Here is a 14645-nt window from a genome sequence, read left to right as displayed (position 1 = left end):
CCTATGGCCACGCCCGACCCGTCCCTGCCCCTCCAGCCGGCCGTCCGGCTCAACAGCGCCCGGCTTCGCACCTGGCAGGCCCTTTTCGTGTCCCCGTCCCGGTCGGACATCCTCTGGTCCGACGTGAAAGCGCTCATCCACGCCCTGGGCGGCCAGGAAATCCACCACCACCAGAAGACCACCGGCTCCCGGGTTCGTTTCCTCCTTGGCGGGGTGAAGGGCTTTTTCCACCGCCCGCATCCCGGCACCGTGCTGCACAAGGGGTGCGTGGCCGATGTCCGGGAGTTCCTCATCCGGGCCAAAGCCGCCGCCTGACCGGCAGCCCAAGGACGCCGCACCCATGGAAACACACGCCTGCTATCTGACGTACAAGGGATACTGCCTGGAGTGCCAGGACGAAGGCGGCCTGCTCCACGGCCGCATCGCCGGCATCCGCGACATGGTGACCTTCCACGGCCAAACGCCGCCGGAGCTCCAGCGGGCCTTCGAAGAGGCGGTGGACGATTACCTCGCCGTCTGCGGCGAGGCCTGCCTAGTCCCGGACACGGCCGGGGCCTGACCACCCGCAACGGCCTTCTCTCCGTTGAGGCCGCAAGAAGCTATCACTCCGTTATCGCCCGGATAACACGGCACGGGTTGCCCGCCGCAAACACGCCTTCTGGAATATCTCGTGTGACAACGCTTCCGGCGCCGATCACTGTCCTTGAGCCAATCCGTATACCGGGCAAGAGAAGCGCTCCGCCACCTACCCAGACATCCGATCCAATTGCTACCGGCTTGCCGAACTCTTCTCGGCGACGTAACGCAGCATTGAAAGGATGCAGGGGGGTGTATATATGGACCCCCGGTCCGAAAAGTGTGAAGCTGCCGACACGGATCGGGCATACGTCAAGCACGATGCAATTGAAGTTGAAGTAAACCCGTTCGCCCAATTCAATATTGGTCCCATAGTCGCAAAAAAACGGAGGCTGAATCGATGCCGTATCTCCACCGCAGGGAAGTAATTCAACAAGAATACGTCTCCGTCCTTCTGGTTGACCCTCCCGCATTTCGTTAAGCCGCTGACAAAGATCCCGGGCCCGTTCACGAGCCGCGATCAGCGCAGCATCCAGGGGATCGTAGAGCTCGCCGGAAAGCATCTTCTCCCGTTCCGACTTCATAAAATGCTCTTTGCAATGTATCCGTCTGTAGGCAACGTGCTCCTTTGGGCCAGGAGCCCCGTCTCCCTGGCCCGGAGACGTCGTCCTACTTCCTCAATTCCTTGTAATAGTTGATTAAGCCGTTGGTCGAGCAGTCGTGGGACGTGACGGGCGTCCCGTCCTCCAGCTCCTTAAGGATCGTGCCGGCCAGGACCTTGCCCAGTTCCACGCCCATCTGGTCGTAGGAATTGATGTCCCAGATGGTGCCCTGGGTGAAAATCTTATGCTCGTAGAGGGCGATGAGCGTGCCGAGCGTCTTCGGATCGAGCCTTTCGTAGAGAAAGGAGTTGGTGGGCCGGTTGCCGGAAAAGGACTTGGCCCGGGCAAGGAGCTCCAGCCGGTCTTCGGCCAGGCCCTGGCCGGCCAGTTCGGCCCTGGCCTCCTCCACGGTCTTGCCCTTCATGAGGGCTTCGGTCTGGGCGAAGAAGTTTGAGAGCAGCATGTCCTGGTGGCGACCGAGCGGGTTTTGGCTGCGCACGGCGGCCAGGAAGTCGCAGGGGATGAGCTTGGTGCCCTGGTGGATGAGCTGGTAAAAGGCGTGCTGGCCGTTGGTGCCGGGCTCGCCCCAGATGACCGGGCCGGTGGAATAGGGAACGAACCGGCCGTCGGTGGCCACGGACTTGCCGTTGCTCTCCATGTCGCCCTGCTGGAAATAGGCGGCGAACCGGGTCAGGTACTGGTCATAGGGCAAAATGGCCTGGGTCTGGGCACCGAAGAAGTTGTTGTACCAGATGCCGAGAAGCCCCATGATGATGGGAATGTTTTGTTCTAGAGGTGCGGTGCGGAAATGCTCGTCCGCCACATGCCCCCCTTCGAGCAGGGCCTCGAAGTGGTCGAACCCCACAGCCAGGGCGATGGACAGGCCGATGGCCGACCACAGGGAATAGCGCCCCCCGACCCAGTCCCAGAAGGCGAACATGTTGGCCGTGTCGATGCCGAATTTGGCGACTTCCCCGGCGTTGGTCGAAAGGGCCACGAAGTGTTTGGCCACGGCGGCCTCGTCCCCGGCCGCGGCCAGGAACCAGTCCCGGGCCGTGTGGGCGTTGGCCATGGTCTCCAGGGTGGTGAAGGTCTTGGAGGCGATGACGAAAAGCGTGGTCTCGGGCGACACCCGCTTGAAGGTCTCGGCCAGGTGGGTGCCGTCGACGTTCGAGACGAAATGCGGGGTGATGCCGGGCACGGCATAATGGGCCAGGGCCAGGGTGGCCATCTGGGGCCCGAGGTCCGAGCCGCCGATGCCGATGTTGACCACGTCCGTGATCTTCTTGCCGCTATACCCGGTCCAGGCCCCGGAGTGGATGCGGCCGCAGAAATCGCGCATCTGGGCCAGGACCCGGTTGACCTCGGGCATGACGTCCCGGCCGTCGACCAGGATCGGCCGGTTGGACCGGTTGCGCAGGGCCACGTGGAGCACGGCCCGGTCCTCGGTCCGGTTTATTTTCGCGCCCGAAAACATGGCGTCGCGCCGGGCCTCGACCTTGGCCTGCCGGGCCAGGTCGAACAGCAGGCCCATGGTCTCTTCCGTCACCCGGTTTTTCGAATAGTCGAAAAGGATGTCCCCCAGGCGCAGGGAGAATTTGCCGAACCGGCCGGGATCGGCGGCGAACAGGTCGCGCATGGGCCGGTCCCTGGCCGCCTCGAAGTGCCCGGCCAGGGCCGCGTGGGCGGGAAGCTCGGTCAAAAGGGCCATGGTGTGCTCTCCTTTGGCATCCGGCAGCCGCCTGCAACGGCGGCTGCCGGGACACGCGGCGATTGTTGCGCCGGCCATCCCATCGCCTGGAACGCGGCCGGTCGGGGACAAGGCGACCCTATACCACAACCTTGCCCCAGTCCTCCACAAAATGCCGGCTGGCCCGGCAACGTCAAAAAAACCGGGCCGGCCTCTTCGCCTGGGGCCGCCTCAGGCAGGATCGCCGGGCGCGGCCACCGGAGCGGCCAGTTCGAGCACGGCCCTGGCGTAGCCCTGGCGCAGGGCCTCCATGTAGGCCGCGTCGATGGGTCCTTTCCAGGTGGTGACTTCGGAAAAACGCTTGGGGATTTTCGTGCCCATGGGATCGTAGCCGGTGGCGATCTTAAGCCGCCACCGGGCCCGGCGGGCCTTTTCGCTGGCCGCGTCCAGGCCCGCCGCCAGTTCGCCGTAGCCAAGGCATGTGAGCAGATCGGCCACGATCTCCGGCTTGTAGACCTCCCGGGCAAAGAGACAGGACACCAGACAGGTCAGCAGCACCCGCTCCCGCTCGTCGGTCACGAGGAATTTGACCACCGCGTCCACGTCCTGTTCCTTGTGCTTCTGGTCGTAGGAATAGGCCCCGGTATCCAGGTGCGAGTGCCGGAACGAGACGGTCTGGGAGGCGAAATAGGTTTCCCCCGTGGCGTAGCCGGCCATCTCCTGGCCGATGACGCAGGCGAAGTCCTCGCCGCCGTAGCGCGCGGCCGCGACGAGGGCCCCCTGGCCGAGGAGCGCATAGAATTCGTTGGCCTTGTGCCCCAAGAGCCAGATGGCCCGCTTGAGGGCCCCAGGCTCGCCGAAAGCCAGCTTCACCTCGGTCTCCCGTTCGGAAATGAGCCCCTTTTGGGTGGCCTCCACAGCCCAGGCCAGGGCCACGCCGGCCGAGATGATGTCCAGCCCCTGCCGGTCGGCCATGTCGTTTATGGCCAGGACCTCGGTCGGGTCCGTGACCCCAAGCATGGGGCCGGCCGCGAAGTTGGGCTCATGGTCGTAGGCCACCTGGTGGATGGCGAACCGGTGGGAGGTGGAAAACATCTCGCGCACCATGCCGACGTGGATGCAGCCGACCGGGCAGCCGGCGCAGGCGGCATTGTGCATGAGGAGCTTTTCGGCAAAGGCCTCGCCGGAAATCTTGTCGGCCTCGGGATCGGTCGTGGCGGCCAGGTTGCGCCAGGGCAGGGATTTGAGCTCATTGAGCGGCAACACGTTAGCCGGGGTGCCGAGGTTGTGGTACTTCTCCATCATGCCCGACGCAGTGACCTTGTCGTGGATGTCCTTGAAAAGCTTGGGATAGCTCTTGTCCTCGGGCAAGGGCAGGTCGCCGTCGCCCATGATGACCACGGCCTTGCAGTTTTTCGCCCCCATGACGGCCCCGGCTCCCAGCCGGCCGAAATGGCGGTAGGTGTCCACGTTGATGCAGGCGTAGGCCGAGCCGTTTTCCCCGGCCGGGCCGATGCGCATAATGCTGCGATGGCCGGACGCGCCTTCCGCGATTTTGCGCAACAGCTTGCCCGTGGTGAAGACATCAGCCCCGGAGAGGTAATGGACATCGATCAGCTCGATGCGCCGCGAGGCCACGACCAGGGTGGACAGGCGCTTGGCCTTGCCGGTCAGGACCAGGGCGTCGTAGCCGGCGAAGCGCAGGGCCAGGGCCGAGCGGCCGCCGGCGTGGGATTCGGCGAAGTTCTGGTTGTAGGGCGACTTGAAGCCGCACACGGTCTTGCTCATGAGCGGGAAATAGCCGGTCAGTGGGCCGATGGCGAAAATGAGCGGCTGGCCCGGATCGAAGGCCGGGGCCGTGGGCAGGCCGTATTTTTCGTAGAGGAGCGCGGCCAGTCCCGAGCCGCCGATGGCGTCCAGGCGTCCGGGCACAAGGACCAGGTCGCCCCGCTCCCGGGTCAGATCATAGACGAGGACACGAAAGACGTCGTTATTTGGCGACATGGCAGCTCTCCAGGCAGGGCGCGACAGCCTCGGCCTCGACCAGTTCCAGGCAGTCGTGGGGGCAGTATTTCACGCACTGGCCGCAGTGGATACAGACATAGGGGTTTTGGGCCACGTCCAGGGCGATGGCGTCCACGGGGCAGGCTGCGGCGCACTTGCCGCACTGGATGCACAGGGATTTCTTGAGGGTCACCCCGCCGCCGGACTTGCGCTGGGAAATGGCCCCGGTCGGGCAGGCGGCGGCGCAGGGGGCGGGGTCGCAGGCCAGACAGAGGATGGCCTGGAACCCGCTCGACACGCCGCCGGTCGAGCGGATGCGGATGCCGGCCGTGTTCCAGGACAGGCTCTTGTAGACCAGCCGGGCGCAGGCCAGGGAACAGGAATGGCAACCGATGCACCGTTCCATGCGCACGGCGCGATGGATTTTCATAAAAAGCTCCAAACGACCTTAAGGCCGGAAAAGACATAGGGGTTTCACAGGAGGTTCGCTATCCCATACTGGCAAACCCCACGCGCCGGGTCAACCGCCGGACAAGGGCGATTGGGCTTTGCGAGGGAAATTTCAAGGGATTCCTTGACCGGTCCGGCGATTTTGCCTATAGACCATTCTCCCAACGGGGGCGTAGCTCATCTGGGAGAGCGATGCGTTCGCAACGCATAGGTAGTGGGTTCAAGTCCCATCGCCTCCACCAAGAAAATCAGGGCCTTGCGGTTTCACAATCGCAAGGCCCATTTTTCTTTGCCCCGCCCCAAGCCCGCGCCCTGCCAGCCCCCGCCTTCCCTTCCACGTCCTTGCCGGGAAAATCCGCCCCCCGCCGTTGCCCCGGACCGGGAATTGGGGCACACTGTCCATAAATCCTTGCAAGGAGCGCCGCTTGCCCCCATCCGCCCGCGAACTCCTCTCCCGGCTGGCCCCGGACTTTCCCGTCCGCCACGCCGGCGAGATTTTTACCGACACCACCCAGTTCATGCGCATCGGCTACGGCGACGTCATCCGCCTGGCCGACCGCAACTTCCTGGTGCTGCGCGACGAGGCGGAACGCCGGTTTGGCCTCGAGGATCCCAAATACTGGGTCAAGCGGTGCCGGTGCCTGGAGACGGGCGGCCGCAATCTTTTAAAGCTCGTCTTCCACGAGAGCTTTCCCATGACCATCGGCTCCATGGTCGTCACCTGCACCCGCAGCCCGCGCAAGGAATCCCGCATCCTCGACCTCGTGCGCGGCGACGACCGGTTCATGCAGGGCGAAACCGTGCCGGACACGGAGGACAATCCCGTGCGCATCCTGGACGTGGTGGCGGGCAAGCGGCTGGATGAGAAGATCGAGGCCCTGGAGATGCCCCACCGGGACTATTTCCACGACCTTTTCCCGGACATCCTGGACCGGTTCATCGAGGCCTGCGAAGCCATCGGCTGGCTCCACGAACGCAACGAAAAACACGGCGACATCCGACGCGACCACCTCTACGTGCGCTACGACACGGGCCGCTATTGCTGGATCGATTTCGATTACACCTTCGATTTCCAGGAAAGCCCTTTTGGCCTCGACCTTTTCGGCCTTGGCAACATCATCCAGTTTCTCGTGGGCATGGGCCAGCACACCCTGCAATCCGTGCCCCCGGACCAGCGGGCGGACCTGTCTTCGGCCGACTGCTCCATCATGTTCCCCAACCGGATCGTCAACCTCAAAAAGCTCTTTCCCTATATCCCCGAGGCCTTAAACAACGTCCTCATGCGATTTTCCCTCGAGGCAAACGTGTTTTACGATGCCACCACGGACCTTGTCCGCGACCTGCATCAAGCCAGAGAAGCCCTTGGCGGATGACCGCCGCTTGCGACAGTCCAGGCAACCGCCAGGCCTGTCTGCCGGAGACGCCATGAATACCGAAAAGATCCTGATCGCTTTCGACGGCTCGGAAAATTCCCTGCGGGCCGTTGCCTACACCGCCGCCATGACCGGGGGCGGCCCGGAACACCGCATCACGGTGGCCGCCATCGAGCGGCCGCCGGACCGCGACATGTACGCGGACGACGCAAGCTGGAAAGCCGAATGCGCCCGACGCGTCGAGGCCATGCACAAGGCGTTGGAAGACGCCCGGACCGGGCTCGTCGAGGCGGGCCTGCCCGGCGATTGGGTGGAGACGCGGTTTGTGGAGAGCTGCCGGTCGCCCCTTCGCGAGGCGACCGAGTGCAGCATCGGCACGAGCATCGCGCTCGAAATCCTGCGCCTGGCCGAGGAAGGCGGGTTCGGCACGGTGGTGGTCGGCCGGCGGGGGATGTCCCGACAGGAGGAGTTTCTCTTTGGCAGCGTCTCGACCAAAATCATCCAGGCGGCCAAGGGGCTGGCCGTGTGGGTGGTGGCCTGAGGCGCAAAAACGCCGTCAAGCGCCGCCCGTCAGCCGCACGGCCATGTCCAGGGCGGCGGCCAGGCTGCCGGTCCCGGCCTTGCCCGTGCCGACCAAGTCGAAGGCCGTGCCGTGGCCGACCGAGGTCCGCACAAAGGGCAGGCCCAGGGTCACGTTCACGGTTGCGTCAAAGTGCAGCATCTTGAGCGGTGGCAGGCCCTGGTCGTGGTACATGGCCAGGATGGCGGAAAATTCGCCCTTGGCCGCCCGGTAAAAGACCGTGTCCGCCGGCAGCGGCCCGACCGCCGCCACGCCGGCGGCCACGGCCGCGGCCACGGCCGGCCGCACCACTTCCTCGTCTTCGCTTCCTAAAAGCCCCCCCTCCCCGGCATGGGGATTGAGCCCGCACACGGCAATGGGCCTGTCCGACACCCCGAGCCGGCGCACATGGTCCCAGGTGAGGGACAGGCACCGGGCCACCCGGTCGTAGGTCACAAGCGAGGGCACCTTGGCCAGGGGCGGATGGGTGGTGACAAGGCTCACCCGCAGGACCGGCCCGCCGAGGTGCATGCACACCCCGCCCCGCCCCACCCCGGACCGCTCGGCCAGAAATTCGGTGTGCCCCGGAAAGGCGAAGCCGGCGGCATTGAGCGCGGCCTTGGACAAGGGACCGGTGACAAGGCCCCAGTCGGCATGGCGGGCGAGGAGCGTTGCGGCGTACTCCAGGCTTTCGCCGGCAGAAAGGCCGCCGGCCGGGGTCTCCCGGCCGGGCGTCACGGGCAGGCCGGCCAGACGCGGCGGCGTCAGGAGAAAGACACCCGGGGCGGCGCCTTCCAGGGCATCGGGGTCGGATGCGTCGAGCGGCGTCCAGAAGGGGGGAAGGTGCAGCCGGTCGCAGTGCCAGGCCAGGGCCGCTTTGGGGCCGACCAGGCCGATGCGCAGGCCCGGATAGTTTATTTCCGTCAGAAGCCGGCAGGCCAGTTCCGGGCCGAGGCCGTTAGAGTCGCCGAGGGTGAGGAGGAGTGGTTTGGCGGTCATGAAGAAATCCTGTCGTTGGGCCGGGGTGGCCTGCTCGGCGACCGGACGGCGCATATTTGAAGAATACGCCGACCGGGCGCCGAGCAGGCCACCCCGGCCTTGTTCGAAACGACCATGCGCGGCCGCTTTTTTCGAGACCGAGGAGCGGTCACTGAGAAGCGCCAGAATAGGGAAATAGGGAGCTTCGGGCAACCGCATGTGCGGTCACAGGCTCCTCGGAACAAAGAAAAGGAGATAAACCCACAACGGGGAAAGGTGCAACTGCTCCCCCTTCCGGGGGGTCCGGGGGGGATGATCCCCCCCGGTGGAGGAGGGTCTGGGAGGAGGCAAAGCCTCCTCCCAGTTCCTACTCCGGCGTAAAAGCCACGGCGGCCAGGGGCGGCAGGGTCAGGGGCAGGTAATAGGGCCAGCCGCCGAAGGTGGTGGGCTTGGCCATGACGCCGCCGCCGTTGCCGGTATTGGTGCCGCCGAAGAGCTCGGAATCGGAGTTGTAGATCTCGCGCCAGTAGCCGGGGACACGGCAGCCCACGGCGTAGTCCTCGCGCACGATGGGCGTAAAGTTGAAGTTCCACAGGATCTGCGACCCGTCCGGAGCCTTACGCAGGAAGGTGATGACCGAGGAGGCGTAATCCGACAGGTCCACCCACTCGAATCCCGTCCACTCGTTGTCGCTGGCGTGCATGGCCGGAAAGGACTTGTGCAGGGCGTTCAAGGCCCGCACCAGCTCCATGGCCCCCTGGTGGCTCGGGAATTCCGTCAGCACCCAGTCGAGTTCCTCGCGGGCGTTCCATTCCTTCCACTGGCCGAACTCGCAGCCCATGAAAAGAAGCTTTTTGCCGGGGTGGGCCCACATATAGGAGAGAAAAAGCCGCAGGTTGGCCATCTGCTGCCATTGGTCGCCCGGCATCTTGCCGATAAGGGACCCCTTGCCGTGGGTGACCTCGTCGTGGGAGAGCGGCAGAATGAAATTCTCGTGGAAGGCGTAGAGCATGGAAAAGGTCAGCTGATTCTGGTGGTAGGAACGGTGGACCGGATTTTTCGCGAAATAGTCGAGGGTGTCGTTCATCCAGCCCATGTTCCACTTGAAGGTGAACCCGAGGCCCCCGGTGTAGACCGGCCGGGACACCCCGGCCCAGGAGGTGGACTCCTCGGCGATCATGGCCGCGCCCGGGAAGTGCTCGTGGACCACGACATTCAGGTCGCGCAGGAACTCGATGGCATCGATGTTTTCCTTGCCCCCGTATTTGTTGGGAATCCACTCCCCCTCCTCCCGGGAGTAGTCGAGATAGAGCATGCTGGCCACGGCGTCGATGCGAAGCCCGTCGATGTGAAATTCCTTCAGCCAATAGAGGGCGTTGGCGAAAAGGAAGTTTCGCACCTCGTGGCGGCCGAAATTGAAGATGTAGGTGCCCCAGTCCGGGTGCTCGCCCTGGCGCGGGTCCTCGTGCTCGTAAAGGCCCGTGCCGTCGAAGCGGCCCAGGCACCAGTCGTCCTTGGGAAAATGGCCCGGCACCCAGTCGAGAATGACGCCGAGGCCGTTCTGGTGGCAGACGTCGACCAGATGACGCAAATCTTCGGGCGTGCCGAAGCGCGAGGTCGGGGCGAAGTAGTGGCCGGTCTGGTAGCCCCAGGACTCGTCCAGGGGGTGCTCGGCCAGGGGCATGAACTCGATATGGGTGAAACCGAGGTCGCGCACGTAGGGCACGAGGGTTTCGGCCAGGTCGCGGTAGGAATAGAACGAGCCGTAGTCCTTGGTCTTCCAGCGCCAGGAGCCGGGATGGACCTCGTAGATGGAGATGGCGTCGTCAAGGGGCAGGCCTTTTTCCCGGCGCGTGTCCATCCAGGCCGCGTCGTTCCAGGCATAGTCGTCGAGGGTCCAGCTCCGTGAGGCCACACCCGGCCGCATCTCGGCGAAAAGGGCGAACGGGTCGGTTTTGAGGACCGTGTGGCCGTCTTTCCGGGTGACCGCGAACTTGTACAGTTCCCCCTTGGCGAATCCGGGCAGGTAGCCGGCCCATACGCCCGAGGCGGCTACCGGGAAGAGCGGACAGGCGTCCGCATCCCAGCCGTTGAAATCCCCGACCACGGACACGGCCCGGGCGTTGGGGGCCCAGACGGCGAAGCGGTAGCCCGGCCCTTCGGGGCCGTCGTGGGGATGGGCCCCGAGGACCCGGTAGAGGTCCCAGTGCTTTCCCTGGCCAAAGAGGTAGATGTCGAGTTCGCCGATGGCCACGGGCAGCGACGGCGAGATTTTGGTGGCGGATGGGCTCATGGGGACTCCTTACAGGCTGCCGAAAACGGCAGGGCTCCATGATGCAGGCGCGAAAGCGCGAAACGGAGCCGGTTGGACCGCGATTGCGTTGCCTTTGGGCCGGCGGGCCATGCACAGGCGCGCATGACCCGCATCCATCTTTCCGGCGGCGCGGCAGACGCAGACGCGGTAGTTTTTCCCTGGAGCTACGGCTCCCCCGAATGGTCGGGGATGCGGCCCTAGATGTCCGCCCCGAGCTCCCGGTAAAGGCTTATGTAGTTCTTGGCCGCCTTTTCCCAGGAATAGTCCGCCCGCATGGCCCGGATGACCATACCGCGCCATTCCTCGGGCCGCGACCACATGTCCAGGGCGTCGAGCACGGCCCGGTAGAAGAGGTCCGGGTCCGGGTCGTTGAAGGTGAATCCCGTGGCCTCGGGATCGGGCCAGGGCACAATGGTGTCGCGCAGGCCGCCCACGGCCGTGGCCACGGGAGGGGTGCCGAAGCGCAGGGCGTACATCTGGGTCAGGCCGCAGGGCTCGTAGCGCGACGGCATGAGGAAGATGTCCGAGCCGGCCTGGATGCGATGGGCCAGATCCTCGGTGTAGCCGATGCGCACCACGAGCTTGCCGGGATAGTTCTCCATCATGTCGAGGAGTACGGCCTCGTACTCGAGGCTTCCCTCGCCAAGGACCACCACGGCCACGTCTTTTTCCATGAGCCGGGCCATGATGTCGATCAGAAGATCGATGCCCTTCTGGTCGCGGATGCGGCCGATAAAGCCCAGGATCGGACGCTTTAAAAACCGCCGGTCAATCCCGAGCTCGGCCACGAGGTTTCGCTTGCAGATGTCTTTTCCGGCCAGGTCGTCCGGGCTGTAGGTGCTTGGCAGGTAGCGGTCGTTAATGGGGTCCCAGACGGTGTAGTCCGCGCCGTTCAGGATGCCGCGCAGCTTCGAGGCCCGCTTCGAGAGGATGCCTTCCAGGCCGCTGCCGTACTGGGGATAGAGAATTTCCAGGGCATAGGTGGGGCTGACCGTAGTGATGATGTCGGAATAGGCGAGCCCGGCCTTGAGCAGGTTGAAGTCGCCCCAGAATTCCGCGCCGTCGATGTTCCAGGCCTCCCGGGGCAGGCCCGAATCCCAGAAAAGCCGCGAGGCGAACCGGCCCTGGAAGGCCAGGTTGTGGATGGTCATGATGGTCTTGGTGTTGCGCCAAAACGGCGCGCCCGGGCGCAGGAACTGGAGATAGGCCGGCACCAAAGCCGCCTGCCAGTCGTGGGCGTGGACGATGGCCGGGGCCCCGTCCAGCCGGCTGGCCCAGGCCATGGTGGCCCGGCAGAAGAAGATGAACCGCTCGCAGTTGTCGAAATAGTCGCCGTCGTGGGTGTTGTAGTAGAAGCGTCGGTCGAAGTATTCCCCGCGTTGCACAAAATAGACCGGCACGTCGTCGCAGGTGGCGGTGTAGATGTCGGCCGTGATCGGGGCCCAGGGATAGCCGACGCGGCACTTGGAATAGATGAGGCGGAGCTGGTGGTCGCCGGTATTGAGGCGGCCGTAATAGGGCGCGATCAGGGCGACATTGACGCCCTGGCGCTTGAGTTCCTTGGGCAACGCGCCCATGACGTCCCCCAGACCGCCGGTCTTGGAGAACGGGTACATTTCCGAAGCGACAAAGAGGACCTTGTGATGAAACTTCATCGCACTCCTCGGCCTGGGCGATTGCTGTCCGAAGCGGTGGAAGACGGCGCCTGCGGGATGGCCACGCCGGTGGCGTTTCCAACCGGCCCTCCCCTGGCGGGACGCTTGTCAAAGGCCTTGTCCATGGTGAATGATCCCCTGCTCCGGCCGGGCGGGCCGCGATGCGCCTTGGGGCCGCATCAAGGTATCGCCCGATCTAGCGCGGATTTATCCTTTTGAACAGTATCGTGTAATCTTTCAGGATGCGTTCGTGGTCGAAACACAGGGGCTCCGGCCACTGTCCGACCGGGAAGATGCCGATATCCTTGGCGTCGTCGCCGGCCGCCAGTTCGTCGGAATCCACGGCCTGGGCCAGATAGACCATGCTTATGGTGTGTTGCCGGGGATCACGCGACGGATCGGAATAGACGCCGAGCAGACCCGTCAGTTCGACGGTCAGCCCGGTTTCCTCCTTGGCTTCGCGGATGGCCGCCATCTCGGCCTGTTCACCATAGTCCACGAAACCGCCGGGCAGGGCCCAGCCGAAAGGCTCGTTTAAGCGTTTGACCAGAACCACGCCGCGTCCCGGGATGTGGATGAGCGTGTCCACGGTGGGCACCGGATTTTTGTAGTGGACGATGGGGTGGCCGCAGTTGGGACAGGGTTTTACAAGGGCCATGGTGTCGGCTCCGGGACGGGCCTGGGACGCGTTTGCTCCGGTCGTCGGGCGCTTGCCCGGCCGGCAGCAGAGAAACGGCCTCAAGCGTTTATAAAAATACGTCTTTTCTTAACCGAGAGGGTACGCCAAATGGAGTTCCCTGACAAGATCGTTTTGGAACATGGTGGGGCACTTGGCGATTTTCTTCTGGCGTGGCCTGCTTTTATCTCGGTCAGCCGACACTTTTCCAACCGGCCCGTCCACTTCGCGGCGCCGTCGTCCCACCGGCACTGGCTTTCCCCCCTGGGCACGCCTTGTCCGCCGGATATCCTCCGGGGGCTGGGCGCCCGGTTCGAGGGCGAAACGTGGCCCGAAGCCCTGGCCGGCACGCTGGTAGTGCGCCCGGGCCTCGGCCTGCGGCCGGACCTGCCGGATTGGACGAACTTCTGGTTTCTGCCCGGCCTCGCCCCCGGCCGGGACGATCCGCCGACGACCCTTTACCGCGAGGCCCTGGCCGTGCGGGACATCCCTTTTGCCACGGATTCCCCCCTGGCCTTCCGCGCCCTGTTCGGCGGCCACGCGCCCACGGGCAACACGGTACTTCTCTTTCCCGGTGCCGGTCACCGGGACAAGGCCTGGCCGCTGCCTCGGTTCGAACGGCTGGCGGAGGTGTTGCGGGACTACGGCCTGCGGCCCGTGTTCGTCATGGGGCCGGCGGAGCTGGAACGGGACATGCGCCCGGCAAACGGGGAAATGCTTGCGCCTGGGGATCTGGTGGAATTGTCCGAAGCCATCCGGTCGGCCCGGTTCGTGGTCGGTCCGGACTGCGGCCCCCTGCATCTGGCCGGCCTCTCCGGCGTGCCGGGCCTGGCCCTTTTCGGGCCGACCTCCCCCTGCCAGTGGGCTCCCGCCGGGCTGGAAGTCGTCACGGCCGGCCTGCCCTGCTCACCGTGCACGGCCGTGACGGCCGGCGACTTCGCTCCGGACTGCCCCCGGCCGCTGCCATGTCTGGAAGGGATCACGGTGGAAATGGCCCTCGACCGGCTAGGCCGGGCCGGCCTCGTACCCGGCCGCCCGTAACGTCGCCACGGCAACCGCCCCATCCCGGAAAAGCACCAGCCGTCGCCCCCCGAGGAGGCCGATGACGGTGGAAGCCTGGCCGCCGCTTGGCCTCGGCCCTTCGGTCACCAGGCCGTCGGCCGCCGAGACCACGGCCGGGTCCAGATCCTCCGCCCTGGCCGCCGGCGGCTTGCCGCTCACATTGGCGCTGGTGGCGACGATGGCCCCGCCGGCCAGACGGCACAGCGCCGCGGCCGTTGGATGCGGCGTCCAGCGCACCGACACCCGGCCCTGCCCGTCCTTGACCAGCCCGGGCAGTTCCTCGCGGCACGGCACCACCAGCGACAGTGGTCCCGGCCAGAACCGGCCGGCCAAGGCCCGGAAATCCTCCCCGAGCGGTCCGTCCAGAAACCCGTCCGGCACGATGCGCTCCAGGTGCGCCAGCTCCCCGACCAGAAGCGGCAACGGCTTGGTCGCCGGCCGGGCCTTTATCGCCACGATCCGGGCCAGGGCTCCGGCATGGGTCGCCAGGGCCCCCAGGGCGAAAAACGTCTCGGTCGGATAGACCAGGCAGCCGCCTTGCGAAAGGACCCGCGCCGCCGTGGCGAGGGAGAACAAATGCATGAGGAATGCCTCCGGCGGCCGGGGGGATCATCCCCCCGGCCCCCTGGATGGGGAATGGATGGTTGGACTTTTCACAGGGGTTTCCGTAGTGGCCGGAAGAAAACTAGCATCATCTCAGCAAAGG

Annotated in this window: 14 protein-coding genes and 1 tRNA gene; 6 read left to right on the top strand and 9 right to left on the bottom strand. The window is 65.3% G+C overall.

The features are described 5' to 3' along the window. Positions 1 to 3 precede the first annotated feature (3 nt). Together DFW101_RS02565 and DFW101_RS02560 are read left to right on the top strand one after the other, a co-directional pair. Positions 4 to 315: a hypothetical protein gene (locus DFW101_RS02565; RefSeq protein ID WP_009179972.1), complete on the top strand. Its 312-nt coding sequence runs from the start codon at positions 4 to 6 to the stop codon at positions 313 to 315. A gap of 25 nt (positions 316 to 340) precedes the next feature. Further along, complete coding sequence (locus tag DFW101_RS02560; protein WP_009179971.1) at positions 341 to 559, top strand: hypothetical protein; 219 nt, start codon at positions 341 to 343, stop codon at positions 557 to 559. 43 nt (positions 560 to 602) lie between these two features. Here the strand turns inward: DFW101_RS02560 and DFW101_RS18860 are convergent, their stop codons facing one another. The 4 genes from DFW101_RS18860 to DFW101_RS02545 form a co-directional block, all read right to left on the bottom strand. After that, entirely contained in the window at positions 603 to 1160 is a 558-nt protein-coding gene (locus tag DFW101_RS18860) for a sugar O-acetyltransferase (RefSeq protein ID WP_009179970.1), read from the bottom strand. A gap of 85 nt (positions 1161 to 1245) precedes the next feature. Next, entirely contained in the window at positions 1246 to 2889 is a 1644-nt protein-coding gene (pgi, locus tag DFW101_RS02555) for a glucose-6-phosphate isomerase (protein ID WP_009179969.1), read from the bottom strand. Positions 2890 to 3099: 210 nt separating this feature from the next. After that, a complete protein-coding gene (locus DFW101_RS02550; protein ID WP_009179968.1) occupies positions 3100 to 4872 on the bottom strand; it encodes an aldehyde ferredoxin oxidoreductase N-terminal domain-containing protein in 1773 nt (590 codons plus the stop codon). Further along, the gene (locus DFW101_RS02545) at positions 4859 to 5302 is read right to left on the bottom strand and encodes a 4Fe-4S binding protein (protein WP_009179967.1); all 444 of its coding nucleotides are present in this window, start codon (positions 5300 to 5302) and stop codon (positions 4859 to 4861) included. The genes DFW101_RS02550 and DFW101_RS02545 overlap by 14 nt, the downstream gene beginning before the upstream one ends. A gap of 186 nt (positions 5303 to 5488) precedes the next feature. Here DFW101_RS02545 and DFW101_RS02540 point away from each other — a divergent pair. The 3 genes from DFW101_RS02540 (at position 5489) to DFW101_RS02530 (ending at position 7236) form a co-directional block, all read left to right on the top strand. Continuing rightward, positions 5489 to 5564: transfer RNA gene (locus DFW101_RS02540), tRNA-Ala, on the top strand. A 183-nt stretch (positions 5565 to 5747) separates the two neighbouring features. Next, positions 5748 to 6695 (top strand): serine/threonine protein kinase, encoded by a 948-nt coding sequence (locus DFW101_RS02535; protein ID WP_009179966.1) that lies wholly within the window; start codon positions 5748 to 5750, stop codon positions 6693 to 6695. A gap of 52 nt (positions 6696 to 6747) precedes the next feature. After that, positions 6748 to 7236, top strand: coding sequence for a universal stress protein (locus tag DFW101_RS02530; RefSeq protein WP_009179965.1), 489 nt, complete (start codon positions 6748 to 6750; stop codon positions 7234 to 7236). A 15-nt stretch (positions 7237 to 7251) separates the two neighbouring features. On the opposite strand, the gene pdxA is transcribed toward DFW101_RS02530, so the two are convergent. The 4 genes from pdxA to DFW101_RS02510 form a co-directional block, all read right to left on the bottom strand. Further along, positions 7252 to 8253: a 4-hydroxythreonine-4-phosphate dehydrogenase PdxA gene (gene pdxA, locus DFW101_RS02525; RefSeq protein ID WP_009179964.1), complete on the bottom strand. Its 1002-nt coding sequence runs from the start codon at positions 8251 to 8253 to the stop codon at positions 7252 to 7254. Between the two features lie 346 nt (positions 8254 to 8599). Beyond that, positions 8600 to 10525 (bottom strand): 1,4-alpha-glucan branching protein GlgB, encoded by a 1926-nt coding sequence (gene glgB / locus DFW101_RS02520; protein ID WP_009179963.1) that lies wholly within the window; start codon positions 10523 to 10525, stop codon positions 8600 to 8602. Between the two features lie 218 nt (positions 10526 to 10743). Then, entirely contained in the window at positions 10744 to 12201 is a 1458-nt protein-coding gene (gene glgA / locus DFW101_RS02515; RefSeq protein WP_009179962.1) for a glycogen synthase GlgA, read from the bottom strand. 196 nt (positions 12202 to 12397) lie between these two features. After that, positions 12398 to 12859 carry an NUDIX domain-containing protein gene (locus DFW101_RS02510; protein ID WP_009179961.1) on the bottom strand — a complete coding sequence of 154 codons (462 nt, stop codon included), beginning with the start codon at positions 12857 to 12859 and terminating at the stop codon, positions 12398 to 12400. A 129-nt stretch (positions 12860 to 12988) separates the two neighbouring features. Here DFW101_RS02510 and DFW101_RS02505 point away from each other — a divergent pair, with 129 nt between their 5' ends. Beyond that, the gene (locus tag DFW101_RS02505) at positions 12989 to 13918 is read left to right on the top strand and encodes a glycosyltransferase family 9 protein (protein ID WP_009179960.1); all 930 of its coding nucleotides are present in this window, start codon (positions 12989 to 12991) and stop codon (positions 13916 to 13918) included. On the opposite strand, the gene DFW101_RS02500 is transcribed toward DFW101_RS02505, so the two are convergent. After that, positions 13883 to 14521, bottom strand: coding sequence for an L-threonylcarbamoyladenylate synthase (locus tag DFW101_RS02500; protein ID WP_009179959.1), 639 nt, complete (start codon positions 14519 to 14521; stop codon positions 13883 to 13885). The two genes, DFW101_RS02505 and DFW101_RS02500, sit on opposite strands and share 36 nt — an antisense overlap. Positions 14522 to 14645 lie beyond the last annotated feature (124 nt).

It is taken from the genome of Solidesulfovibrio carbinoliphilus subsp. oakridgensis, assembly GCF_000177215.2.
Classification (GTDB): Bacteria; Desulfobacterota; Desulfovibrionia; order Desulfovibrionales; family Desulfovibrionaceae; genus Solidesulfovibrio; species Solidesulfovibrio carbinoliphilus.
This window is presented reverse-complemented; position numbering and strand designations above follow the sequence as displayed.

What these genes read in the sequence shown, in the direction of transcription:
- DFW101_RS02565 (WP_009179972.1), top strand. Translation starts at nt 4, where the DNA reads ATGGCCACGCCCGACCCGTCCCTGCCCCTCCAGCCGGCCGTCCGGCTC.
- DFW101_RS02560 (WP_009179971.1), top strand. Translation starts at nt 341, where the DNA reads ATGGAAACACACGCCTGCTATCTGACGTACAAGGGATACTGCCTGGAG.
- DFW101_RS18860 (WP_009179970.1), bottom strand. Translation starts at nt 1,160, where the DNA reads ATGAAGTCGGAACGGGAGAAGATGCTTTCCGGCGAGCTCTACGATCCC.
- pgi (WP_009179969.1), bottom strand. Translation starts at nt 2,889, where the DNA reads ATGGCCCTTTTGACCGAGCTTCCCGCCCACGCGGCCCTGGCCGGGCAC.
- DFW101_RS02550 (WP_009179968.1), bottom strand. Translation starts at nt 4,872, where the DNA reads ATGTCGCCAAATAACGACGTCTTTCGTGTCCTCGTCTATGATCTGACC.
- DFW101_RS02545 (WP_009179967.1), bottom strand. Translation starts at nt 5,302, where the DNA reads ATGAAAATCCATCGCGCCGTGCGCATGGAACGGTGCATCGGTTGCCAT.
- DFW101_RS02530 (WP_009179965.1), top strand. Translation starts at nt 6,748, where the DNA reads ATGAATACCGAAAAGATCCTGATCGCTTTCGACGGCTCGGAAAATTCC.
- pdxA (WP_009179964.1), bottom strand. Translation starts at nt 8,253, where the DNA reads ATGACCGCCAAACCACTCCTCCTCACCCTCGGCGACTCTAACGGCCTC.
- glgB (WP_009179963.1), bottom strand. Translation starts at nt 10,525, where the DNA reads ATGAGCCCATCCGCCACCAAAATCTCGCCGTCGCTGCCCGTGGCCATC.
- glgA (WP_009179962.1), bottom strand. Translation starts at nt 12,201, where the DNA reads ATGAAGTTTCATCACAAGGTCCTCTTTGTCGCTTCGGAAATGTACCCG.
- DFW101_RS02510 (WP_009179961.1), bottom strand. Translation starts at nt 12,859, where the DNA reads ATGGCCCTTGTAAAACCCTGTCCCAACTGCGGCCACCCCATCGTCCAC.
- DFW101_RS02505 (WP_009179960.1), top strand. Translation starts at nt 12,989, where the DNA reads ATGGAGTTCCCTGACAAGATCGTTTTGGAACATGGTGGGGCACTTGGC.
- DFW101_RS02500 (WP_009179959.1), bottom strand. Translation starts at nt 14,521, where the DNA reads ATGCATTTGTTCTCCCTCGCCACGGCGGCGCGGGTCCTTTCGCAAGGC.